Annotated in this window: 21 protein-coding genes; 18 read left to right on the top strand and 3 right to left on the bottom strand. The window is 39.6% G+C overall.

Going from position 1 to position 25905, the window contains the following annotated elements:
* The first annotated feature begins 44 nt into the window (after positions 1-44).
* The gene (locus AB7942_RS03940) at positions 45-1442 is read left to right on the top strand and encodes a sucrose-specific PTS transporter subunit IIBC (protein ID WP_369445875.1); all 1398 of its coding nucleotides are present in this window, start codon (positions 45-47) and stop codon (positions 1440-1442) included.
* A gap of 59 nt (positions 1443-1501) precedes the next feature.
* Entirely contained in the window at positions 1502-2356 is an 855-nt protein-coding gene (locus AB7942_RS03935; RefSeq protein WP_369445874.1) for a PRD domain-containing protein, read from the top strand.
* A gap of 85 nt (positions 2357-2441) precedes the next feature.
* On the opposite strand, the gene AB7942_RS03930 is transcribed toward AB7942_RS03935, so the two are convergent.
* Positions 2442-6872, bottom strand: coding sequence for a pullulanase X25 domain-containing protein (locus AB7942_RS03930; RefSeq protein WP_369445873.1), 4431 nt, complete (start codon positions 6870-6872; stop codon positions 2442-2444).
* Positions 6873-7263: 391 nt separating this feature from the next.
* On the opposite strand from AB7942_RS03930, the gene AB7942_RS03925 reads away from it, so the two are divergent.
* Positions 7264-8331 (top strand): LacI family DNA-binding transcriptional regulator, encoded by a 1068-nt coding sequence (locus AB7942_RS03925; protein ID WP_369445872.1) that lies wholly within the window; start codon positions 7264-7266, stop codon positions 8329-8331.
* 350 nt (positions 8332-8681) lie between these two features.
* Positions 8682-9767 carry a Gfo/Idh/MocA family protein gene (locus AB7942_RS03920; protein WP_369445871.1) on the top strand — a complete coding sequence of 362 codons (1086 nt, stop codon included), beginning with the start codon at positions 8682-8684 and terminating at the stop codon, positions 9765-9767.
* 125 nt (positions 9768-9892) lie between these two features.
* Here the strand turns inward: AB7942_RS03920 and AB7942_RS03915 are convergent, their stop codons facing one another.
* Positions 9893-10669 (bottom strand): AraC family transcriptional regulator, encoded by a 777-nt coding sequence (locus AB7942_RS03915; protein WP_369445870.1) that lies wholly within the window; start codon positions 10667-10669, stop codon positions 9893-9895.
* A 468-nt stretch (positions 10670-11137) separates the two neighbouring features.
* Between AB7942_RS03915 and AB7942_RS03910 the strand changes: the two genes are divergently transcribed.
* From AB7942_RS03910 to AB7942_RS03855, 12 genes are all read left to right on the top strand, one after another.
* The gene (locus tag AB7942_RS03910; protein WP_369445869.1) at positions 11138-11866 is read left to right on the top strand and encodes a ThuA domain-containing protein; all 729 of its coding nucleotides are present in this window, start codon (positions 11138-11140) and stop codon (positions 11864-11866) included.
* Positions 11866-12903: a Gfo/Idh/MocA family protein gene (locus AB7942_RS03905; protein ID WP_369445868.1), complete on the top strand. Its 1038-nt coding sequence runs from the start codon at positions 11866-11868 to the stop codon at positions 12901-12903. Before AB7942_RS03910 ends, AB7942_RS03905 begins: the two co-directional genes overlap by 1 nt.
* A gap of 124 nt (positions 12904-13027) precedes the next feature.
* Positions 13028-13996: a sugar phosphate isomerase/epimerase family protein gene (locus tag AB7942_RS03900; protein ID WP_369445867.1), complete on the top strand. Its 969-nt coding sequence runs from the start codon at positions 13028-13030 to the stop codon at positions 13994-13996.
* 2 nt (positions 13997-13998) lie between these two features.
* Positions 13999-14769 (top strand): sugar phosphate isomerase/epimerase family protein, encoded by a 771-nt coding sequence (locus tag AB7942_RS03895; protein WP_369446130.1) that lies wholly within the window; start codon positions 13999-14001, stop codon positions 14767-14769.
* Positions 14770-14811: 42 nt separating this feature from the next.
* Entirely contained in the window at positions 14812-16482 is a 1671-nt protein-coding gene (locus tag AB7942_RS03890) for a glycoside hydrolase family 13 protein (RefSeq protein ID WP_369445866.1), read from the top strand.
* Positions 16483-16804: 322 nt separating this feature from the next.
* A complete protein-coding gene (locus AB7942_RS03885) occupies positions 16805-17830 on the top strand; it encodes a LacI family DNA-binding transcriptional regulator (RefSeq protein ID WP_369445865.1) in 1026 nt (341 codons plus the stop codon).
* Between the two features lie 117 nt (positions 17831-17947).
* Positions 17948-19171: an ABC transporter substrate-binding protein gene (locus AB7942_RS03880; protein ID WP_369445864.1), complete on the top strand. Its 1224-nt coding sequence runs from the start codon at positions 17948-17950 to the stop codon at positions 19169-19171.
* Positions 19172-19307: 136 nt separating this feature from the next.
* A complete protein-coding gene (locus AB7942_RS03875) occupies positions 19308-20174 on the top strand; it encodes a carbohydrate ABC transporter permease (RefSeq protein ID WP_335439416.1) in 867 nt (288 codons plus the stop codon).
* Complete coding sequence (locus tag AB7942_RS03870; RefSeq protein WP_369445863.1) at positions 20174-20995, top strand: carbohydrate ABC transporter permease; 822 nt, start codon at positions 20174-20176, stop codon at positions 20993-20995. The genes AB7942_RS03875 and AB7942_RS03870 overlap by 1 nt, the downstream gene beginning before the upstream one ends.
* Positions 20996-21018: 23 nt before the next feature.
* A complete protein-coding gene (locus tag AB7942_RS03865) occupies positions 21019-23214 on the top strand; it encodes an alpha-galactosidase (protein ID WP_369445862.1) in 2196 nt (731 codons plus the stop codon).
* Positions 23215-23310: 96 nt separating this feature from the next.
* Positions 23311-23487: a GH32 C-terminal domain-containing protein gene (locus AB7942_RS03860; RefSeq protein WP_369445861.1), complete on the top strand. Its 177-nt coding sequence runs from the start codon at positions 23311-23313 to the stop codon at positions 23485-23487.
* Positions 23488-23499: 12 nt separating this feature from the next.
* On the top strand, positions 23500-23769 hold the full coding sequence (locus tag AB7942_RS03855) for a SemiSWEET transporter (RefSeq protein WP_088085673.1): 270 nt from the start codon (positions 23500-23502) through the stop codon (positions 23767-23769).
* Positions 23770-23968: 199 nt separating this feature from the next.
* On the opposite strand, the gene AB7942_RS03850 is transcribed toward AB7942_RS03855, so the two are convergent.
* A complete protein-coding gene (locus AB7942_RS03850) occupies positions 23969-24358 on the bottom strand; it encodes a YuzC family spore coat inner layer protein (RefSeq protein ID WP_369445860.1) in 390 nt (129 codons plus the stop codon).
* 100 nt (positions 24359-24458) lie between these two features.
* Here AB7942_RS03850 and AB7942_RS03845 point away from each other — a divergent pair, with 100 nt between their 5' ends.
* Positions 24459-25400 carry a COX15/CtaA family protein gene (locus tag AB7942_RS03845; protein WP_369445859.1) on the top strand — a complete coding sequence of 314 codons (942 nt, stop codon included), beginning with the start codon at positions 24459-24461 and terminating at the stop codon, positions 25398-25400.
* Positions 25401-25559: 159 nt separating this feature from the next.
* Entirely contained in the window at positions 25560-25898 is a 339-nt protein-coding gene (locus AB7942_RS03840; protein ID WP_369445858.1) for a rhodanese-like domain-containing protein, read from the top strand.
* The last annotated feature ends 7 nt before the right edge of the window (positions 25899-25905 follow it).

The raw sequence follows: 25905 nt of genomic DNA, 5'->3' as shown, positions 1-25905 counted from the left end.
TACAACATGATGTGATACAGACACTCATAAATTTAAGGTGGAAGATGAACATTCAAGACGAACGGAAAGAAACTAAAGATATTGCGCAGGAATTATTACCATTATTAGGCGGCAAAGAAAATATTATGAATATGACCCATTGCACGACTCGATTGCGTTTTGAGCTTCAAGATGAGAGCAAGGTTAATAAAACTGGAATAGATGAAATGGATGGTGTACATGGGACCTTTTCCCGAATGGGACTTTTCCAAATTATTTTAGGCCCCGGAATTGTAAATAAGGTATACAGGGCAATTCTTGAAACAAAGCCAACTCCTGTTTCTGTCATCTCCAATACAGAACCGCCAAAGGTGAGAATGAATCCATTTATTCAATTTGCCAGAACATTGTCGAATATTTTTGTTCCTATTATTCCAGCTATTGTTGCAAGTGGTTTACTAATGGGACTTATAGGAATGATCAAGGTGTTTCAGTGGGCACCGCCTGACAGTTCATTAATGAAAATGTTGGATATCTTTTCAAGTGCGGCATTTATAATTTTGCCAATATTAATTGGCTTTAGTGCTGCTAAGGAATTTGGAGGCAATCCAATCTTGGGTGCAGTGATAGGTGGGATTTTAACTCACCCTTCCCTATTAAATCCTTCCAAGCTTGGATATAAAGTACCGGAATATATGGAGTTTCTAGGGGTTGATATCCCTTTAATAGGGTATCAGGGAACCGTAATACCGATATTAATTTCTGTCTTTTTTATGAGTAAGCTCGAATTGCGCTTGAGAAAAATTGTACCAAGTGCATTAGATCTATTTTTTATCCCATTTTTAGTCATCATATGTATTGGTTCTATCTCACTTTTAGTAATAGGCCCGATCTCATTATTCATCGGTGACATGATGACAAATACGTTTCAGCTTATCTATCAATCTGGAGGTGTAATAGCCGGATTTTTACTTGGCGGCTTATATTCTCTCATTGTGGTAACGGGGCTGCATCATACTTTACATGCAGTTGAAATGGAATTGCTTGCAAATCCAAAGATAGGTGTTAACTTTTTATTGCCAATTTGGTCTATGGCCAATATGGCTCAAGGAGGAGCGGGGTTAGCCGTATTTTTTAAAACCAAGAATGAGAGACTGAAAAAAATTGCAATCCCTTCAGCTTTTTCAGCATTTTTAGGTATTATTGAACCGGTTATTTTTGGGATTAATATAAAACTTTTCAAACCATTTATAGGCGCAGCAATAGGAGGTGCTTTTGGAGGAGCGTATGTGGTTCTTACTCATGTAGTAGCAAACTCTTATGGCTTAACAGGAATTCCAATGATTGCTATTGTAGCTCCATTAGGGATTTCAAATTTAATGCATTACCTTTTTGGTCTTGGTATCTCTGTAATTACCGCATTCATAGCTACTTTGATTCTTTGGGAGAAGGAAGAAACCTAATATTGTAGTCAAGATTAAAATCACAGTTAATGCAAGAGCAAAAGAGGAAGGTGAAAGATATGAGAATTAATAAAATCTTAAATAATAGTGCGGTTGTAGTGAAAGACATAGACGGAGAAAAGATCGTGATGGGAGAAGGAATAGGATTCCAGAAAAGAAAGAATGATCTGGTGAATCAAGCTAAAATTGATAAAGTTTTTGTCATAAAGGATTCAAATGAGCATAAAAAATTCGAGGAAATATTACAATTATTACCAGAAGAGCATATAAAAATCGCAGAAGAGATCATCACTTATGCAGAAAAGGAATTGGGTGTCATGATAAACGAGCATATCCATGTCGCTTTTTGTGATCACTTATCATTTGCAATTGAACGATTAACAAATGGCATTTCCATTAAAAATGCGCTACTTGATCAAATTAAAATTCTTTATGTAAAGGAGTTTCAAATAGGACTTTGGGCAAAGGCGTTAATCAAAGAAAACTTAGGAGTAGAAATTCCTGAAGACGAAGTAGGTAATATTGCAATGCATATCCATACAGCTAGGATGAATGCAGGAGATATGCAGGAAACGATTGATATCACTACGACTATTCAAGAAATTACAAGAATAATTGAAAGTTGTTTAAATATAAATATTGTGGAAGATACGATGTCATATGAACGATTAATTACCCATTTGCGATTTTCGTTCAAAAGTCTATTATCAAATGTGACGAACCATGATTATGATCAAAAAATGGCTTCGATGATCAAGGAAAATTTTAAAGAAGCATTTTCCTGTGCAAAAGAAGTTGGCCAATTTGTGGAAGGGAAATACCGTGTAAAATATCCTGATGCAGAGTTAATGTATATTTCCATGCATATTCAAAGATTCTATAATCGAGCTGTTATGCGGAAACAACAGATGTGAAAGCTGATGTCAATACCAAGTCGCTTTTCTTAACTTTCGGCAAAAAAGGTCTGCCATGATCCCGGCAGACCTTTTCGATGACCACTTACTTGGTCTCGCTTATCGTTTTTGTTAGGACATCGATGACATAGTTCTTTGTATTCTTGGTAATAGAACCGCCGTCCCCTTTAAAGATGTTGGACTTGGTTGTATCATTTGGTTCAATGTGAACAGGTACTTGAGTCTGACCTGCTTGAAAGGTAAAGGATTGAGTGAAATTCATATCATTTCCGACTGTCACTTTTTCCCCGTTGATAGTGAGGTCAGCTCCCTTAATTGCATTCCCCTTTATAGTCATAGTTGATCCATTGACATCGATTTGGCTGACTGCCAGCGGCATATCAATCCAGCGCAGAATGGTATCCTGTACAACCATTTTGTTGTTCCCTTGGTTGGTGACCACAATTTTCATATCGGTTCCTGCGGCACCATAGCCGTAGTTACTGATATCGTCATCCGAATGATCGGATGGCGTATGATCTGCTAACCCTTCATGATCCCAAGTATTGTCCCTCGTATATTTATACGTAAGCTCAGTTCCTTCTTCAAGCTCCACTGTGTATTCCCAATCAGGCGTCACAGCGCCATTACGGCTCATAGTCCAGGCACTATTATTCCAACCATTCAAGCTGCCTGGTATATTGACCTGCGCTGCTAAAGGTGTATAATCCGGTGCATGAACCTTAAAGGTTACTTGTACCATAACAATTTCAGGGGTTACACTTACCTTGTTGGATTCTACATGGTTTCCAGCCTGGTCATAGACACGCACTTGATATTGGTAGGCAGTTCCATTTGCCACCTGATAATCACGGAAGGTGGCGGCGCTGCCGTCCAATGTTGAAAGAATTTGGCCGTCACGGTAAATGACCGTTTTAAATGGCTGATCCGGCTGCGTGAGTTTCCAGTTCAAGTTGACCTGACCGGATTCCTTGATCGGAGTGTCCAAAGTAACATCATTAGCAGGCGGGGTAGTATCAGACGTGCTGTGTGAAAAGGTCACTTCACCAGTAATTGAGTAAACCCATGTATTCCCTAAATCCGGCGTAAAAGCCATTCGGTATTCATATTTGCCCGCCTCATACGCTGTAAAGCTTCCCTGAAACTCATTTGCCTGGTCTCCCTGAGCCTGGCCATTATAAAAGGCTTGGTAAGATGTCCAAGCGGTTTGGCCTTTCATTCTTACTTGGAGATCGGCCGTGATTCCTTCTGCTGCACCAGTTTCTGTCGCACCTGGCAGGTAAAAAGCTGCTTTAACATTGGAGGTCTGTGCCAGATTCAGTTCCCCGTTGTCTAAAGTAGTCAGGTCCTTAATACTAGCCTTTTCAGCATCATAATGAGGCACAAGGCCGGATGAGGCAGCAGGTACAGATTCATTACCACTTTCATTCAAGGCCGTCACAGTAAAATAGTAGGTACGACCATTATTTAAATCGGAAATGTTCACAGATGTACCTGTAGTTTCCTTCACTTTTGTCCATAATCCACCTGAAACTGTAGATTGATAGACATTGTATTTTGTACCTGTTCCTGTTCCTGTCCAGCTTAAAGTAACCTCCTTAGAACCAGCTGTGCCGGTAACTTCTTTAACAGGCTGTGGTTGTTTAACATCATTAACCGTTATTAACATTCTTCCGGACTCTGCCGGAACTGTTAATGACAGCTTGCCATCCTTCGTTGTAGTCAGATATTTAGGGTCCAATTGGTCCACAAAACGAAGACCATTCGCGAGCAGCACTTTTGTATCGATATCAACCGTTTGTGTGGTTTTCCCTCTGTTAATAATGACAAGGCCAGATTTTGTTTCTTTTGTCCGGACATAGGCTAACACATCACCCTTTGCGTATAAATGGTGCAGATCGCCATGAGCGAATAGGTCAGCATTTTCCTTGCGGATTTGACCAATCTTTTGATAGTGTGCAATGAGGTCTTTGTTTTCGTTCCCCCACGGATATGTGCGTCGGTCATCTGGGTCTTTGGATCCTGTTTGACCCGCTTCATCTCCGTAATAAATGGTTGGTGCTCCAGGGTAACCCATTTGCAGGATAGAAGCCAGCTTCAATCGCTTCACACCTTCATCGTATTTGTAGTTCGGATCTTGTTCCGCTCTGAAATACGTATCCGTTCCATTGCCTAACAGGAAGATTGCCCGAGCTGTATCATGGGATCCCATCAGGTTCATGAGGGCATAAAAAGCTTCCTTTGGATAGTCCTCCTGTATAGCGAGAAGGGTGTTTTGTGCATTAGCGGCATTACCGTTCTTTAAGTAATCCAAAATGGCTCCGCGGAAACGATAGTTCATGACTGAGTCATATTGATCCCCTAAGAAGTACTTGGATGCATCATCCCAAATTTCACCTAGAATAAGTGGCTCTTCTTCTTTTTGAAGTGTTTTTCCGGCTCCTATCATAGTCTTGGACTTCATTTGCTTGCGGAATTCCTGCCAGAAGGAACTGTCCACTTCATTAGCTACATCCAGGCGCCAGCCAGATGAACCTCGATTAATCCAAGTTTTTCCTACTGAGTCCTTGTCATAAAAAATATAATTTGCCAATGCTGTGTTGTTAAGTTCACTTGGATGGTCAACCTTTGTGCCGTTAACGGATTCGAATACAGGAAGACTGTCGTATCCCCACCAGCCTTCATACTTATAATGCTCACCCGTCGAAACACCGTTGACTTTTTCATTTGGAACTTTAACATTTTCAATATGGAACCAGTTTTCAAAGCCGTATGGGCTAAATGTTTGTCCTTCAGCCAGGAGTTGCTGTTTGGCCTTATCCTTAGCAGCAGTTTCAGACAATTTTTCGTTATTCATTAAATCGTAAATACGAGACCAGTATTCATAGGCACCCACTGTTTTATATTTGTGATAGCGGTCAAAATAGATGGAATCATCAGCCACATGATTAAATACCCCGTCCAAAATCAGGTGCATGTTCCGTTTAGACAATTCCTTGGCGAAATCCTCGAATTCTTTTTCCGAGCCAAACATCGGATCCACCTGTTTATAGTCTGCTGCATCATATTTATGGTTGGACGGTGCAAGTGCAATTGGGTTTAAATATAGGGTATTGACGCCAAGTGATTGAAGGTAATCAAGCTTCGCCTTAATACCAGTAATGTCGCCGCCAAAGAAGTCGTTTGTAAATTCTCCGTCCCCTGTGTAGGAGCCAGTGCCTTGTTCATATGGATTATCCGGCAAGGATGACCAGGAGTCGGGATGTTCTATTGGCTGGCTGCCTCGGGCTCCAATCTGATCCTTTACATGGTCATTTGCTTTGTTGCCGTTATAAAAACGGTCCGGATATATTTGATAAACAACAGCTTCCTTCATCCAATCCGGTGTTTGATAGCCCGGGTCGAAAACGGTCAATTGGAAGAGTCCTGCATTTTTATCCTCCGCTTTACCGGTATGCCCTTCCTGTGTGTCTTCTCCGTATTCCACTGTTGTATCCTGATCCCCGGCAATGAATTTATAGCCGTGAACTCCTTTGTCAGACGGTGTAAAGGTGGTTTCCCAGAACTCAATGGCACCTTTGTCTTTTGTGTCTGACCAGCCTGTATTCTTCATTGAAAGAACCTTTGTTGTGCCTGTATTATAGTTTTTCACATACAGACTGGCTCTGGTCAGGTCACCCTTTTTAGCCGATACTCGGAAGGTGACAGGTTTCCCTGCTGGAACTGCCCCAAACGGCGTCCGGTATACTTGGTCCCATGAATCATGATAAAGAGCATTCTTATCTATCATGCCATCAGATCCAATAGGTTTATAATCTGAATAAACTTCTTTTGTTTGGTTGTTATAGAAAAATGTGATTGTCGTATCAGAGAGTACATTCAGCTTCTCATTTGAACCAGGATAGGATTCCGTCCAGTCCTTGCCCAATACAATCTTGTATTCGTAGCTGCCTCTAGGTACCTTTGCAGTAAAGGAATAGACGTTATCAAAATGGGTGTCCTCCATTAATGCTGTTGAGTCTGCCGGACTCCATGCAGTCCCTGCGTGAATGGCAGGTTGAATGGTTCCTACTAAGCGGGGCTTTTTGTCCTCATTTAAAAGCGTGTAATGGGTACTATCAGCAATGGCATGGGTATTGTCATTGTAGTAGAAGGTGACTTTTTTTTGTTCGGTCAGAGTTAGTTTAATGTTGTTTCCACCAGGCGCGCCGCCGTCTCCGTAATTTTCGGACCAGCCTCCTCCAATGGCGATTTTGTATTCATATGTCCCTGACGGCAGTGTGCCAGTAAGGCTATACAAACCATTTCCTTGGTAATCCATTTGCGTTTTAACAGAAGATGGATCCCAATCTCCTGAATTTCCTAAAACTGCCTGCAGACTGCCAACAAGTACAACCTGCTTTGGTGTTGTTTCTGCCGCTTTGGCTGTTTGACTTGTCACAAGTCCAGAAAATAACTGAAGAATTAGTCCAACTACGGTAACAAGCGACAGCAGTGATCTCTGATTTCTCTTCATGAAAAATCTCCTTTCCCTAACTCTATTAATCTAGGAAAGCGTTTGCATGTAGTTGCACAAAAAAGCCATATGTAAGATACTTAGAGGACTGTATTAGTGTGCAAACGTTTGCGCAATCACTTTCAAAATTTATTATATCTTTTTCTCAGCACAATTCAATAGAAAACCAGAAAAAAATCTAAATTTTCTGATACATCATTACCAAAATCGGGAAGTCAATATTTTTTAGCTGTATAACTGGTTGTAAACACTTTATAATAAAGGGTGGATTGTGCAACCGATTTCGTAAATGTAAGTGTTGTAAAGACGATGGAATATGCAAAAATGACCGTTTCTATTATATTAAAATTAGTAGTAGAATCAATTAACTTCGAATGAGAGGGGAGAAGAAATGGCTGTTACCATCAAGGATGTGGCAAAGCTTGCAGATGTCGCACCATCAACTGTTTCAAGAGTAATTGCCAATAATTCACGAATTAGTGAAGCAACGAAACGAAAAGTTAAAAAAGCAATGGAACAGCTAGGGTATCATCCTAACCAAAATGCCAGAAGTCTTGCCAGTCAATCAACCCAAACAATAGGGCTTGTCATGCCGAGTTCTGGAGATGTCGTTTTTCAGAATCCGTTTTTCCCTTCTATTTTACAGGGAATAAGTGAGGGGGCCCGTGAAAAAAAATATGCTTTGCAAATGACAACGGGGAAATTAGAAAAGGAAACACTTGAAGCAGTTATTAATATGGTACAAGGGAAAAGAGTAGATGGCATGATTCTTCTTAACTCCAAGGTGGAGGATAAAGTCATTTCGTACTTAAGAGAAAGGGATTTTCCTTTTGTTGTTATTGGAAAACCTTCTAAAGATGCAGAAGAAATCACACATGTTGATAATGATAATGTTCGTGCCATGAGAGAAGCTACTGAATACTTAATAGACCATGGCCATCGGAAAATTGCTTTTATTGGAGGGAACCCAGAACTAATGGTTACGGTTGACCGTTTGAATGGGTATAGGCAGGCTTTAAAAAAGGCAAACATTCCTATAAAAAATGAATATATCCTTCATGAGGAATTCCTAAGGGAAGGCGGTCAGGAGGCGGTGAGTGAGTTAATGGCACTTGAGCAACGCCCAACTTCACTCGTGGTGGTTGATGACTTAATGGCACTAGGTGTACTTAGTACATTAGATGAGCTGGGAATCAGGGTTCCGGAAGAAATCTCAGTCGTTAGTTTTAATAACGTCCTCTTAGCAGAAATGTCCAAACCACCCTTAACTTCAATGGATATTAATATTTTTGATCTTGGATACCAGGCATCCTGGAGTTTAATTCAAAAAATAGAAAACAAAACAGAACCAACCAAGCGCATTATCATTCCTCATAAATTGGTTGAACGTCAATCATGCAGTCACCAAATTCCTTTAACCATAGATGAACAAAAGGCAGACGGTAACGAGAATCTATAAAGATTACCGCTATACCGTCTGCTTTTCATCTATTAAGTTAACTTTGAAGTTCTTATAAATTTCCAAACTATAAGCAGGGAGTAGATGATTCGAAGCATTCGATGTGATTTGCACCGAGTGCTTTTCTTTATTCTTGCGAAAAATGGGAGAAAGTTCATTTAACACGTTAATTGAACTTTGAAGGAAGAATGAAAAATAGCAAAATAATAGATATTTCAATTATATTATCTATGTTTATTTGCATATCAAAGATATAAGATGTAATCAAATAAGTAATGTTTTGAAAAAGCAGAAGTGAGAATTAAAGAAAACCTATAGAGAAAATGATGGCAAAAAAAGGAGATATAAAAATGACGAATAGAAACTATCATTTAGTTATAGTTGGTTACGGTGGTATGGGAAGCTATCATGGAAAGCTGCTCAAAGAAAACCAAAACATAAATGTCGTTGGAACCTATGATATTCTGGAGGAAAGAAGAGCCGCTTCCTTGGCTGATGGTTACAAGGTATATGAAAGTTTAGCTGCTGTTTTAGCCGACGATTCTGTTGATTTTGTTCTTATCGCCACTCCTAACGATGTGCATAAAGAAATCGCAGTCGCAGCCTTAAACGCCAAAAAGAATGTAATTTGTGAAAAGCCGGTCACTATTTACAGTGAAGAGTTAATCGAAATTATGCAGGCTGCAAAAATGAATGACAGAGCGTTTATTGTGCACCAAAACCGTAGATGGGATGAAGACTTTCTAACGATAAAAAAAGTATGCGATGAACTGATTATCGGAGATGTCTTTCATATTGAATCACGGGTACAAGGAGCAAACGGGATTCCAGGAGACTGGCGCCATCAGAAGGCTTATGGCGGGGGGATGCTGCTGGACTGGGGTGTCCATTTACTAGATCAACTGCTATTTATGATCGACAGTAAGATTACGAGTGTCTATGCCAATTTAAGTTATATTTTAGGGAACGAAGTAGACGATGGTTTTCAAGTGTTTATCACGTTTGAAAACGGCATCACCTCTTTAGTGGAAGTGGGAACAACAAACTTCATTCAACTGCCGCGGTGGTACGCAAAAGGAACAACAGGAACGGCAGTCATCCATGATTGGGATATTAACGGTAAAATCGTGACGCAAAATCGGGGAGTGGAAGTAGAAGCTCCGAAACCGATTAAAGCCGGGCAAGGGTTGACGAAAACGATGGCACCTCCGTCTGAAAAAGCTGTCAGTACATCGGATTTACCGAAAGTAGATAAGACGATGGAAAGCTTTTATGACAATGTGATTTCTGTAGTTGAAGGAAAAGCAGAACCAATCATCAAAAATGAGGAAGTTTTGCGTGTCTTACAATTGATGGAAACGATTTTTAAATCAGCAGAGACAAACGAAGTCGTCAAAGACTTTGATAGGGTAATGGACGGGAAAATCCTATTTTAGATATATAAATGTGGATTGTATCAAATAATAGAAAAGCTAGAAATACTGATGTGAAGTGGGAAACTCAGTGATTTCTAGCTTTTCTAATTTTATTAAAACATTACATGTATAGGAAAACATTTAAACTAGTATTCTATCCGCCTGTACACACCAGGAGCAACGCCGTATTTCTTTTTAAATACCTTATGAAAGTAAGGATAGGTTCCGAAGCCGCAGTCTTCAGCAATCTGTTCAAGTGTCAGTGTTGTGTATTTCATCCGCTCAATGGCCGAGGATAACCGGATTGCCTGCGCGTATTCCATTATCGTTTTCCCAACGCTGCTTTTGAATAGATGAACGGACCTTGAGACGCTGAGCCCAGCATGCTGGGCCACATCCTCCACTTTAAAGGCGATCGTGGCATGCTCCTCAATGTAACGCATCATCCGTGTCACCGTATACGGGTGACTGAAGGATCGGCCGGTTTCGCTGATAGCCCGTTCCAGAGATAAACAGAGCGCTCGCAGCAAATAGCCGGAGAGCTCTTCGTTTTGGCTGGATGAAGGACGGCGTTTTTCAATCATGATCTGGCGCCATAAGGTCAATAGCTTTTCATCCAAATCGATTCGGGAAACATCCGGCTTTTCAGAACGGCTCCACCATTCGTCCATCCACGCGCCTTCACAAACTAAGTGATAATCCCCGCTGTTTTGCCCCTCTTTGACAAGCAGTTCGTAGTGATCCCCAGGTTTAATGAGCAGTAGGTCACCTTTCGCGAGTTCCATTTTTCTCCCCTTCACGACTACTTCGCAGAGACCTTCTGTTTGCAGTCTGAAAAGATACGAAGGGTATCCGGATTTATGTTGAGAATGATATCCATTGGTGTGAAAGGAATAGCCGCAAAAAAATATGTTCGTCTTCATAAGCTCCCTCTATTCTAACAAAATAGAAAAATAGCAAAATAGTAGATGTTTTAATTATATCATCTATGTTTATTTGTAGATATACAATATAAGATGTAATCAAATAAGTAATGTTCCAAGAAAGTGGGGGATAAGGATGATCAAAATTCCAGTAGCCGTACAAATGTATACATTGCTGGAAGAAAGCGCGCAAGATTTTGCTGGCACTTTAAAATAAAGATATATAAGCGAGATAGTTGTTAATATTTGTGATAGAGTTTGAGCTCTTTTGGAATCTATCACAAACCAATTATAAATGGACTATTAATTATTCTGGGTTTTTCTCACCTAAATTGTTTTTAATTTAACGTCAAAGGATTATTAGGTTCAATATTTTCCACCCTTCGTGTCAATGTAAGCCGTTTCATAAATTTTTTCTTTCTCTAAAATAATAGTTAAAGTGAACGATAAAGAAGGAGTAGGTAGATTATGGTAAAGGTAACTGTATGGAATGAAAATCGTCATGAACAAAAAAATCCAGTCGTACGAGATATTTATCCAACCGGGATCCATGGTGCGATTGCCCAATTCCTTCAGGCCGAAGGAATCACAGCCGGAACAGCTACTCTTGATGAGCCGGAACATGGCTTAGCCGATGAAGTACTAGCTGCTACCGATGTATTAGTTTGGTGGGGACATCTAGCACATGGAGAAGTGAAAGATGAAGTAGTACAGAAAGTACAACAGCGTGTTCTAGATGGAATGGGACTAATTGTTCTCCACTCCGGCCATTTTTCAAAAATCTTTAAAACATTAATGGGAACCAGCTGTGATTTAAAATGGCGGGAAGCTGATGAAAAAGAACGACTTTGGGTTGTGAGTCCAAGTCATCCAATAACAGAAGGAATCAATGAATATATTGAATTAGAAAAAGAAGAAATGTATGGGGAGCATTTTGATATCCCACAGCCAGATGAGCTTATTTTTACGAGCTGGTTTGAAGGCGGCGAAGTATTCCGCAGTGGCTGTACATACAAACGTGGAAATGGGAAAGTATTTTATTTCAGACCGGGCCACGAAACCTATCCAACCTACCATAACGAACAAATTCAACGTGTAATTATTAATGCGGTAAAATGGGCGGCACCTGTCAAGAGGGAACGTCCCGTTTATGGAAATGCGAAACCACTAGAACAAATCAAAGGGGGACAAAAATAATGAAAAAGTTAAAAGTTGGAGTAATCGGATGTGGCAGTATTGCCCAGCATCGCCATTTACCTGAATATAAAGCGAATCAAAATGTGGAGCTTGTGGCAGTTTGTGATATTAATGAAAGCCGAGTTAAAGAAATAGCAGAGAAATATGAAGTCACTGCTTACACAAACTATGAAGAGTTATTAAGCAGCGGAACGGTTGATGCAGTCAGCGTTTGTACACCAAACTATCTTCATGCCCCCATTTCGATTGCTGCCTTAAATGCGGGCCTTCATGTTCTTTGTGAAAAACCAATGGCAACTTCAAAACAGGAAGCAGAAGAAATGATTGCCGCGGCCAAAGAAAGTGGCAAGAAGTTAATGATTGCTCATAATCAGCGTTTTGTACCTTCCCATCAAAGAGCACGTCAGCTGATTGCAAGCGGGGAAATCGGCAAAATTTATAGTTTCCGCACAGCATTCGGGCATGGCGGTCCCGAGGGATGGAGTGTAGATGGGAAAGAAAGCTGGTTTTTTGAAAAAGAAAAAGCCTTCGTTGGTGCAATGGGCGATTTAGGTGTCCATAAGACTGATTTACTGAGGTATGTACTAGGTGAAGAAATTACCGAGGTGGGTTCTTTCGTTGAAACAAGTGCCAAAGAATTTGCTGATGTTGATGACAATGCGGTTTGTGTATTAAAAACAGAAAGCGGGATTATCGGAACACTTGCGGCAAGTTGGGCTTATGTCAGTAAGGAAGATAATTCAACCATTATTTATGGTGAAAAAGCCATTCTACGTTTAGAGGATGATCCAACTAATTCACTTGTCGTTCAATATGCCAACGGTGAAGTCGTAAATTATCAGCTTGGAAAAATTCAGTCGAATGATTCGGGCGGCCAACGTACAACACATGTAATCAACCATTTTGTAGATGCAGTTATTCATAATCAAGAGACACCTGTTCCTGGTGAGGAAGGAAAAAAATCACTAGAGGTGATTTTAGCAGCCCTTCAATCAAGTGAAACAAAACAAATTGTTAAAGTGAGCGAGCTATCATAATTTTGCGTTAGATAAAAAGGGTGGTGGACCATACTAGGCCGCCATCTCTCTATTGATGTCTACAAGTTACCTATCACGGATCAATCGTATAAAGAGTGAGCAGTTATAGAGAGGGGAATTCATTATGAAACTAGGAGTTTTTACCGTATTATTTGCTGAAAAATCATTCGAGGAAATGCTTGATACAGTTAAAGAAGCAGGACTACATGCAGTTGAAATCGGAACGGGATGCTATCCTGGAAACAACCACTGTGATTTAGATGGGTTATTGGAAAGTGAAGAGGCTAGACGTGAGTATATCCAAAAGGTAGAGGAACGCGGACTGGTAATCAGTGCATTCAGCTGTCATGGAAACCCGATTTCTCCGGAAAAAGAATTTGCTAACAACTCGCATGAAACACTCTTAAAAACGATTAAACTTGCTTCGCTTCTCGAAGTGCCAGTTGTTAACTGTTTTTCAGGAACAGCAGGAGATCATGAAGGGGCGAAATATCCAAATTGGCCTGTAACACCTTGGCCGAATGAATATGGCGACGTGTTAAAGTGGCAATGGGAGGAAAAACTGATTCCTTATTGGAAGGAAGTTGGTCAATTTGCTAAGGAGCACAACGTGAAAATAGGACTTGAACTACACGGAGGTTTTTTAGTCCACACACCATATACACTTTTGAAATTGCGTGAGGAAACCTGTGATGCGATTGGCGCTAACTTAGACCCAAGTCACCTATGGTGGCAGGGAATTGATCCAGTTGCAGCGATCAAAATTTTAGCAAAAGAAAATGCGATTCATCATTTTCATGCAAAAGACACATACATTGATCAGGAAAACGTGAATATGTATGGATTAACGGATATGCAGCCATATGGAGAAGTGAAAACGAGGGCTTGGTCCTTCCGTTCGGTTGGCTGTGGACATAGCCTCAAAGAATGGTCCGACATGATGAGCGCACTAAGAACCTATGGCTATGATTATGTTGTCAGCATCGAACATGAAGACCCAATTATGTCTATTAACGAAGGGTTCAATCGGGCAGTAACCAATTTAAAATCGATCTTAATTGAGGAACCAGTTTCCCAAATGTGGTGGGTGTAATGATGAAGAATATACCAGTTGCCGTCCAAATGTATACCTTACGGGAAGAAAGTGAAAAAGATTTTGCGGGAACATTGAAAAAAGTAGCAGAGCTTGGTTTTGATGGAGTGGAATTCGCTGGTTATGGTGGATTATCAGCGAAAGAAGTTAAAACGTTAATAGATGAGCTTGGCCTTCGCGCTGCAGCAAGCCACGTCCCGCTTGAACAATTGGAGACCAAGTTGTCTCAAGTTATTGAGGATATGAAAATATTAGGAAGTAAGTATATTGTCTGCCCTTACTTGATGCCAGATCGTCGAAGTGAACAGGATTATCAAGCGCTTATTTCTTTATTAAATCAGGCGGGTGAAATATGCCGAAAAGAAGGTATTACCCTTTGTTATCACAATCATGATTTTGAACTAGAGCGCTTGTCGGATGGAAGAATGGCATTAGAAGCCATTTTTGATGATACAAGCATCGACCAGGTAAAAGCTGAACTTGATATCTATTGGTTGACTAAAGCCGGTGAAAAACCTGTGGAATGGATCAATCGTTATAAAAATAGAACACCGCTCATTCATTTAAAAGACATGACCACGGATGAAGAACAATTTTTTGCGGAACTTGGAACAGGTGGCGTTGATCTTGAAGCAGTACTTAATACCGGAGAAGAAGCCGGTGTAGAGTGGTGGGTGGTCGAACAGGATATGAGCCGCCGTACGCCGTTTGAAAGTATTGAAATCAGCATCAATTACTTGAAATCGAAGCTGCCCCATCTTGTGAACAAATAACTGAAATGTGGTATAGAAAGTTGATCGAACTGAGGTGCACAAGTGAACAAAAAGTGGTGGAAAGAAAGTGTTGCCTATCAAGTCTATCCTCGAAGTTTCATGGACAGCAATGGCGACGGGATTGGTGATTTAAAAGGTGTAACAGCCAAATTAGATTACCTAAAAGAGCTAGGAATTGATGTGATTTGGCTGTCGCCGATGTATAAATCACCTAATGACGACAATGGTTATGATATTTCAGATTACCAGGATATTATGGAAGAATTCGGAACGATGGCAGACTTTGATGAGTTGCTTGACGGAGTTCATCAGCGTGGAATGAAAATAATCCTGGATTTGGTCATCAATCATACGAGCGATGAACACCCTTGGTTTATTGAGTCACGCTCCTCTAAGGACAACCCGAAGCGTGACTGGTACATTTGGAGAGATGGCCAAGATGGAAAAGCGCCGAACAATTGGGAGTCGATTTTCAGTGGGCCTGCTTGGAGATATGATAAAGAAACAGAACAGTATTTCATGCACATTTTCTCTGCACGCCAGCCCGATTTGAATTGGGAAAACCCTGAGGTAAGGGATGCTTTATACGATATGGTGAACTGGTGGCTGGAAAAAGGGATAGATGGTTTCCGTGTGGATGCCATTTCCCATATCAAAAAGGAACCAGGATTCCCTGATATGCCTAATCCAGATGAATTAGATTTCGTTCCTTGCTTTCCTAAAATGATGAATGTGGATGGAATTGATGAGTTTCTCACAGAATTTTCTCAAAAAACCATTAAGAACTATGACATCATGACAGTTGGGGAAGCTAATGGTGTCGGTCTAAATGAAGCTGATAAATGGGTAGGCGAAGAAAACGGCTATTTTAATATGATATTTCAATTCGAATTTTTAGATCTGTGGGATAAGGATGTAGAAGGATCTATTGACGTTCGTAAGTTGAAAAAGGTTTTAACCAAATGGCAGACAGGTTTGGAAGGCAGAGGATGGAATGCCTTATTTATCGAAAACCATGACCAGCCACGACGGGTTTCTAGCTGGGGAAACGATAGGGTGTATTGGAAAGAAAGCGCCAAGATGCTAGGAGCGCTATATTTCCTAATGAAAGGGACTCCATTTATTTACCAGGGTCAGGAAATTGGGATGACGAACGTCCAATTCCCGTCTATTCATGATTACAACGATGTTGGCATGATTAACTATTATCATGTTGAAACCGCCAAAGGCCGTTCCCATGAAGAAATTATGAAAGTTATTTGGGAAAAGGGCCGGGATAATGCTCGGACGCCGATGCAATGGGACTCATCTAACATGGGAGGATTCACTACTGGCGATCAAACATGGCTGGGTGTAAATCCAAACTACACAGAAATAAATGTTGAATCACAATTAAACGATCCTGACTCGATTTTATCTTTTTATAAAAAATTGATTCGCTTAAGAAAAGAGAATCCTGTATTTGTTTATGGTACTTACAGCTTAATAGCTGCGAATCATCCGAAACTGTTTGTGTATTCGCGCAGATTAGGTAAACAAAAAGTACTTGTTATTAACAATTTTAGTGAAAGATCAACGAGGTTTCGCGTGCCAGGGAGTTTATCTTATTCCACTTCTGACCTTATCCTTAACAATTATGATGTTGTGGGTAAGAAATTACCGAAAAATTTCACATTAAAACCTTATGAAACAAGGGTATATATGTTGAAGTAAAACTTGGGGGCATTTGCCCCTTTTCTCATTTTTGAGAGACCTATAAATATTGGGATTTAATGAATGATGAATAAATAATTAAACAAAGAACAAATTAATATTATGTATTTTTTAAAGGTAAAATGAACTAGTCATTTTACCTTTTTTCTATTTTAGTAAACACAAGGCTATTGTTAAGTTACGTTAACTAAATAAAAATTGATTATTTTTAGAAAAAATTGATTATTTTTAAAATAAGTATTGATTGAAAGCGCATAACTTGGTATATTATTAATATAAATTTAGTTAACTTAACTAAAAAAATAAAGTTGTAGGTGAGTATATGGCAACGATTAGAGATATTGCGGAGCATGCCAGTGTTTCAACGGCAACCGTATCTAGAATACTAAACAATGACCCTACTCTTTCTGTATCCGAGGATACGAGGAAAAGGGTCATCGAAATCGTCAATGAGCTAAATTATAAACCATTAAGAAAAAAAAGTGGAAAAGCGGATAAACCAATAGAAATATTTAATATTGGCCTGATCATGTTGAACGATGAAACTATTGACCCGTACTTTCAGTCAATACGGCTGGGAGTGGAAAACACCTGTAATCAATATTCCTTTAATATCGCCTCGACATTTATGGTTGGTAAAAGCAACATAACAGCAGAGAGCTTAAGTGGTTTGGATGGTCTTATTGTTATGGGGGACGTTGATATTAAAGATTTAAAAGAAATTTACTATGAAAATAATAATATCGTTGCAGTAGACTATCTTCCGCAAGATTTGAATGTGGATGTTGTAATTTCAGATTTTGAAGGCGCTACCCATCAAGTTTTGGAGCATTTAATTGGTCTTGGTCATATTGATATTGCCTATTTAGGCGGAAGAGGAATGGTCTATGGTGTGAATAGTAATATAACAATTGAAAAAGAGGATACAAGGAAAAGTGCATTCGAAAAAATAATGAAAGAGAAGGGCTACTATAACCCGGCTAAAGTGTTTGAAGCAGATTGGGGCCCATCCAGTGGTCACTTATTAACGATGCAATTAGTAGAAAGTGGGCAGATGCCAAGTGCAATTGTTGTTGGAAGTGATCCAATGGCATTGGGTGTCCTTCGTGCCTTACATGAAGCAGGGATCAAAGTTCCCGAAGAAGTTTCGGTTTTTAGCTTTGATGATATCGAAGCTGCCGCCTATATGAATCCGCGCCTTTCTACTGTGAAAGTACATGGAGATGAAATGGGGAAAACCGCTGTGAAGCTTTTATATGATCGTTTAAAAGGGAGAACCCTACCACTGAAGGTTACTTTACCAACTGAAATAGTTTTACGTGATAGTGTCAGCGCAAAAAAACAATAAAACGGGTTCAAGGAGGGAGATGGGAGTGATTATAAGCAAATTCTGTAATCGCTGCCAATCCTTTCATTAAATAAAGTTTTCTAAAATGAAAATCTATCAAAATATGGGGGATTCTCGATGAAAAAATCAATCTCGTTAGTTGCAACTGGTATGATCGCGCTATCCGTTCTTGCAGGGTGTGGCAGTAAGGAAACTTCAGGTGGTTCAAATGGAAAGGTGAAAATTGAATTTTTAGAGTACAAATCTGAAGCAAAAGGTACATTTAGTGAATTAGCCAAAAAATTTGAAAAAGAAAACCCCAATATTGATGTTATTGTTATCAATCCACCGGATTCTGTAACCGTATTAAAAACGCGGGTAGCCAAACGTGATCTTCCTGATGTTATTGGGATGGGCGGGGATGTATCCTATGCAGAGATTTCAAAGGCAGGAGCTTTGAAAGATGTTTCGAAAGACAGCGCATTAAATGACATTCAGCCAGCGTATATTGACATGTTAAAGGATATTTCAAAACAGGACAAAGTATATGGAATTCCCTATGCAGCAAATGCCAATGCAGTAATATATAACAAAACTATTTTCAAAGAATTAGGCATTGAAGTACCAACAACATGGGAAGAATTTATCGCGGCAGCGGAAAAAGTTAAAGCTGCAGGGAAAATTCCATTTTACTTTACCTTTAAAGATGCTTGGACAGCCTTACCTGCTTACAATGTTCTCGCAGCAAATACACAGGGAGATGACTTCTTTAAAAAGTTAGATAAGGGAGATACGAAATTTGCAGAAGGGCACAAGGAAGCAGCTGAAAAGCTATTAACCCTGCTCGAATTTGGCCATAAAGATCAGAATGGTAAAGCGTATAATGATGGAAACGTAGCCTTTGCAAAAGGTGAGTCTGCTATGTATCTTCAAGGTATTTGGGCGATTCCAGAAATTAAAAAAGCAAATCCAAACATTGAGGTAGGCGTATTCCCTTACCCAATTGGTGACTCAAAAGTTGTATCAGGTGTAGATTTATTACTTGCTCAATCTGCGACTACTGAGCATCCGAAAGAAGCTAAAAAGTTTATTGAATTTCTTTTGAGTGATGAAAATATGAAAGAATATCTTACACAGCAAAACGCCTTTTCAGCTAAAACAGGTATCGTACAGGAAGCACCTGAGTTAGAAGGACTAAAAGCAAGCTTTGAAAAAGGTGCTGTTGTTGACTTCCCTGACCACTATGTACCTACTGCTGTAGCCCTTGAAAAACAATTGCAAGTACTAACACAGAAAAAAGATGTTAATCAATACTTGAAAACTCTAGATACTGAATGGGAAAAGGTAGCTAACCGTAAATAATAATTTAATCATGGAGAAATTGGGGGAATCCAAATTTCTCCATCTTTATAAAGGAGTGAAAGAAGTGAGTAAGGAAGATTTGGCGTTAAAAAATGGGAGTATTCCTTCAGCTAGGATAAAAGAAAAGAAGAAAACTATGAAACTCAAAAACGTACCGTTTTATTTAATGACAGTGCCTGCGCTTCTTCTTTTCGCTATTTTTCATACATATCCAGCTATTCAAGGCATTTATTATTCATTTACAAACTGGGACGGCTTAGGTTTCACTTACGACTTTGTCGGAATAAAAAATTACGTAAACTTATTTAAAGACCTAAATATTCTAAACTCTTACTTATTTACCTTTAAATTTGCAATTATTTCAACGATTCTCGTAAATGTTTTAAGTCTCTTGATCGCGATAGGGCTAAACGCAAAAATTAAAGGAAAGAACTTTTTTCGAGCAACATACTTCTTACCAAATGTACTCGGAGTACTAATTGTAGGATTTATTTTCAATTTTATTTTTTCGAATGTTATCCCAAATTTAGGCGATAAGCTAGATATTGGGTTCCTTTCTATCAATATATTAGGCAGTGACAAGTTTGCCTGGTTAGGAATCGTTATTGTAGCTGTATGGCAGGCATGTGCGTTCAATGTGATTTTATATTTATCAGGTTTACAAACCGTTCCATCTGAACTATATGAAGCATCAAGCCTTGATGGAGCCAATAAATGGCAGGAATTCTGGAAGATAACCTTCCCGATGATCGCGCCATTCTTTACTATCAATATGGTACTTTCAATGAAAAACTTCCTTATGGTCTTTGACCAGATTGTAGCTTTAACAGGCGGCGGACCAGGCCGAGCGACGGAATCGATTTCGCTATTAATTTATAAAGGCGGATTTCAGGGGGGAGAGTTCGCCTACCAATCAGCCAACTCCGTTATCTACTTTATTGTGATTGTTGTCATCTCTGTAATTCAAATTAAGGTACTCCAAAAAAGGGAGATGGATATGTAATGTTGAAACAAAAAACGAACTGGCCCGTTACCATTTTAATCGCATTAGGGTCCTTATTCATACTTTTCCCGTTGTATATTGCCGTTTCCATTGCTTTAAAAACACCGGACGAGATGGCGCAATCGGTACTTTCTCTTCCAACAGGGCTTCATTTTGAGAATTTTGCCAAGGCCATCGAAGCGACGAACTTTTTTGCCGCTTTCAAAAATAGTGCCTTGATTACGGTCGTTACGGTGGTTTTTACAATCTTAACAAATTCAATGGTCGCTTTTGCGATCGCGAGAAATATGGATAAGAAATTTTTTAAAGGACTGTACTACTATTTTGTCAGCGGCATGTTTATCCCATTTCCGATTATTATGCTTCCGCTGGTAAAACAGACAGCCGCCTTTGGCATGGATAACCAAGGCGGACTAATCTTTTTATATATAGTCTATGGAGCCGCATTAAATATCTTTATTTACGCTGGTTACATCCGCTCAATACCAAAGGAACTAGAGGAAGCGGCTATCGTAGACGGATGCGGTACATGGGGAGTATTTTGGAAAGTGATTTTCCCGCTGTTAACTCCGATTAATGCAACTGTTGGAATTCTAACATGCTTATGGGCTTGGAACGACTTTATGCTGCCATTGATCATCTTAAATGATCCAGCAGATGCGACTCTTCCTTTGGTTCAATATATTTTCCAGTCTGAGTTTGGTACGGACTTTAATTTAGCATTTGCATCATACCTATTAGCTTTATCACCAATGGTCATTGTCTACATCTTTGCACAGAAATGGATTATCGGCGGTGTGGTAAAGGGAGCTATTAAATAGCAGTTAAGGAGTTGAAGTTTTTCATGGGAATCCAATTTGATTCAAAAAATAAAACGTTTCATTTACAGGCCAAGGATACAAGTTATGTCATGGAAATTCTCCATGAAGGATATTTGGTGCACCTTTATTGGGGCCAAAAAATCAATACCTATCGTCATTCTAATTTTCTGCAGTTTTTAGATCGCGGTTTCTCAGGAAACCCTTATCAGCATAAAGATGACAGGACTTTCTCCTTGGATACACTTCCGCAAGAGTATCCACAGTATGGGAATACAGATTTTAGGAAGCCTGCTTATCAAATCCAGCTCGAAAACGGTTCAACCATTACTGACCTAAGATACCAAACCCATTCGATTTTTAAGGGGAAAGCTCCTTTGGAGGGGCTGCCTGCAACGTATACAGAGTGTGACAACGAGGCGGAAACGCTTGAAATTACAATGGAAGATTCCTTAATCGGCCTGAAAGTGATCCTAAGTTATACCGTTTTCGAGCAGTTTAATGTCATTACACGTTCCGTACGATTTATAAATGAGGGGAGTCAGTCACTAAAGTTGGTAAGTGCGCATAGTCTCTGTGTTGATTTCAGGGATGCAGATTTTGAGTTTTTACATCTTCATGGTGCCCATGTAAAGGAACGACATATTGAACGATTGCCGCTCCGTCATGGAATCCAGTCAGTTGAAAGCACAAGAGGTGCCAGCAGTCATCAGCATAATCCGTTTATTGCTTTGTTAAGGAAAGGCACAACAGAAGATTCAGGAGAAGTATATGCCTTTAACTTTGTATACAGTGGTAATTTCCTGGCGCAGGCGGAAGTGGACCAATTTAGGAACACGAGAGTCACAATGGGTATCAATCCCTTTGATTTTAGCTGGAAGCTTGAACCTAATGAAGCCTTCCAAACACCAGAAGTTGTTATGGTATATTCATCAGAAGGTGTAGGCAGTATGTCAAGGACGTTTCATGAGTTGTACCGTACGCGCTTAGTGAGAGGCAATTACCGGGATAGAGAACGCCCAATTTTAGTGAACAACTGGGAAGCAACTTATTTTGATTTTAATGCGGACAAGATTTTGGATATTGCAGAAACAGGGCGTGAGTTAGGAATCGAATTGTTTGTCCTAGATGATGGGTGGTTTGGTAAGAGAAATGATGATAAATCTTCATTGGGAGATTGGTTCGTTGATCGCCAGAAACTTCCCGAAGGTTTGAATCATCTCGCTCTTCGTGTCAAGGAGTTGGGGCTGGATTTTGGACTATGGTTTGAACCGGAAATGATTTCTGTTGACAGTGATCTATACCGTGAACATCCAGATTGGTGCCTACATGTTCCAGGGCGCAATCGTTCGGAGAGTCGTAATCAATTAATACTCGATTTCTCAAGGGAGGATGTCTGCAATGAAATTACAAAGAGAGTTTGTAATATTTTAGCAAGTGTCCCAATCTCATATGTGAAATGGGATATGAACCGCCATATGACCGAAATCGGTTCGGCTGCTCTTCCTCCTGAAAGACAAAGAGAGACAGCGCACCGTTATATGCTTGGATTATATAAGGTGATGGAATCTATCACATCTTCCTTCCCGCATGTTCTATTTGAAAGCTGCTCGGGCGGAGGAGGAAGATTTGATCCGGGAATGCTCTATTACATGCCGCAGACATGGACAAGTGACAATACGGATGCTGTCTCACGGTTAAAAATTCAATATGGCACAAGTCTTGTTTACCCGATTGTTACCATGGGTTCACACGTATCTGCTGTTCCGAATCATCAGGTTCATCGCAGTCCTTCTATACAGATGCGTGGCGATGTAGCGATGTCTGGGAATTTAGGATATGAGCTTGATTTATCGAATCTATCAGAGGATGAAAAAGAAATTGTCAAAGAGCAAGTTTCTCACTATAAGGAAATTCGTCAATTAATCCAGTTTGGTGATTTTTATCGATTGCAAAGTCCATTTGAAGGAAATGAGACATCTTGGCTTTTCACTACTAAGGACAAGACAGAAGCAATCGTCTATTATTTCCGGGTTTTGGCAGAACCAGCTGCACCAACTGCAGTTTTAAGGCTAAAGGGAATTGATCATTCAAAACAATATCGAGTTGACGGTACTGATCAAGTATTTGGCGGGGATGAACTCTCTTATGTTGGACTCGCTATTCCGGTGGAAATAAAGGGAGACTTTCAAAGTTTTGTTTGGCATTTGAAAGAACTATAGTTTTTGATAGTTAAAGTCCATAAATAGTTATAAGGGAACGATGAAAACCAATGTGTTAAATGGCTTCATCGTTTTTCTTTTTTGTGATAAAAAAAAGTGAGGGATATTCATGGAACAGAATCATCAACAACGTTTGTCAATGATGGAGAAACAGTAATGACAACACGTATATATACTGACCCGTTAAGTACTTCCGTAGAATTATTTAGTGAGGCTAGAGTAGCCAATTTAATAAAATTAGATTCTTGGACTTTAAACGATATATGGAGATAAGGAGACAAAAGAATGCAGGAGCTCGTTCCACTTTTTGGCTATGTTGCAGCTATTTTAACCACCCTTTCTTTCCTGCCACAGGCAATTAAAACAATCAAAGAGAAAAATACAGAAGGAATATCATTAGTCATGTACAGCTTGTTCACTAGCGGAGTTTTAATGTGGCTGTTGTATGGACTATTTGTAAATGATATTCCAATAATTGTTGCAAACGCTGTAACGTTAATTTTAGCTGTAACCATATTAACTTTAAAAATTAAATATAGTGCAAATGCTAAATAATACGAAAAAGACGATTCGGAGCCGAACCGTCTTTATTCATGTTTATTAATTTAAATATAAATCTATGTAATCGTTTTCGATATGGAGTTGGTTTAGCTAGAAGTGAAAAGAGTAGTGGTATCTCAATTTAATTGGGGTACCACTTTATCTGAGGAATTAGTTTTTTTCAGGTAGAATGTAAAGGGTCTCTATTCAACAATTAAATTCCCCATTTCATGAACACCTTTAAAGTGCAGCAGCTGGCAGGATTATTTTGGTTTGGTTGTGTGGTGAGTTCAAAAATGACGCCACTTGGCGTAAATGTAGTTATCACAGGTACTTTTAATCCGACGGTACTGATTAAATGATCAACATCCGCTTTTTTTCCTTGCTGGGCAGCACTCATCATTTTTCGAGCGAAACCTAAATCCCCTAAGCGATCTAGCAAAATACTTCCTTGAGCCATTAATAGTCGAAATGACTTGACTGATTTTTCAAATATTTTTACGTCTACTGGTGGATAACTCCTTGGAAAGGGCGGATACACCATTTGAGGTGGGTAAACGGGCAATGGAGGATAGATTGGATATTGATATGGGAAATAATACATGATTACTCTCCTTCCATATTTAACACACAAGGCAATATACGGTATGTATCTTGGAGAATATTGGTTACTGGCAGTTTTTTATCTATCGTGATACATATATGTGACAATCCAACGGTTGGCGTTCTTTGGTGTACTACTTACTTATTTCTTAATTGTTTTTGGAGGGTATGTGGCTTCCTCAAATTCAGGGATGGGATGCGGGCCGGAATGGCCATTGTGCAATGGTGAGGTTGTGCCAGCTTTAAAAGGGGCAACACTAATTGAGTATATGCACCGAATCATCGGGGCATTGCTTGGCTTCCTGTCTATCCTGTTATTTTTCAAGCTTTTTTTTACAAACGTTGGTCAAACTGCTCGCTTCGTGGGATTAGCTATGTTAGGATTGCTTATTATTCAGATCCTTCTCGGAGCTATCGTTGTGGTCCGCGATTTGCCGTCCATTATCATCACCATCCATCTTATTATCGCCATGCTTTTCCTAGCGTGCTTGATTTGGATATGGAGATATCCAGGTCATGAAGAAGGAGAGAATGGCCGCGGAAATTTAGGAGAAGGTAAACAAGGAACGATAATAAAGCATTTAAATATTTTACTTTTTCTCCTCATAATGACACTAGCATTTGGTGCCTATATTAAGCATCAGTCCTATGGTTTATCGTGCGGGTGGTTAGGCTGCAGACAGTCTTTTTTTCCAATGGCTACCCCCGAACTCCTGCAATCCATTCATCGTGGACTAGCTCTCCTTACCACACTTTATATCCTCTTGCTTACTTACTGGTCATTTTTAAAAGGATGGGGGAGGAGTCTTCAAAGACGCTTTGTTCTAAGCACGTTGACTGTGCTTTCTCAGCTAGCGATTGGAGCAGGGGTTATCGTGACAACCATCGATATTCCGTTGGCAGTATTCCACCTTGCTGTAGCCACGGGTTTGTTTGTTTTTATAAGTGAAGCAAGATTCCATGTAGGGAATATGAGGATATCAACAAGTTTAAACAGAATGTCCAGAGGTAAATGGCAAAGTGGACGAAGAAGTTTGGATTAACTAAGAAAAGCGCATGGATTAGAAATCCACGCGCTTTTTAATATATGGAAATGAATATCAGTTTTGATATGAAAAATTTTTCGGTTTTCGAAAGATTTTTGAGAGCTAGGATTCAAAAGATAAGAAATTGTGGTATTCTTTGTAATGGAGGTGTATTCAATGACATTAAAAAAAATAACGCCGAAAGAACTTCATGAAAGACTGCAAAGTGAAGAAAAACTTGTCCTTCTTGACGTTCGGGATGAACAAAAATACAATGAATTCCATATAGAAGAAAGTCAAAACGTACCGAAAGCGGTTATTTTTGGCCTGCAAGAGTCAGGTGAAAATACACAGCAATCTTTACCGAAGGATCAAGAAATGATTGTCACTTGCACAACGGGGAATTCGGCAACGAAATGTGCACGTATTCTTGATGCGAATAATTATAAAGTGACGGTTTTAGATGGAGGAATAACTGCTTGGAAGGCATATATAAGTTCGCTACGAGACGAATAGGGAGACA

The organism is Neobacillus sp. BF23-41, from assembly GCF_041106275.1.
The sequence above is the reverse complement of the archived record's forward strand: the minus strand, read 5'-3'. Positions and strand labels throughout refer to the sequence as shown.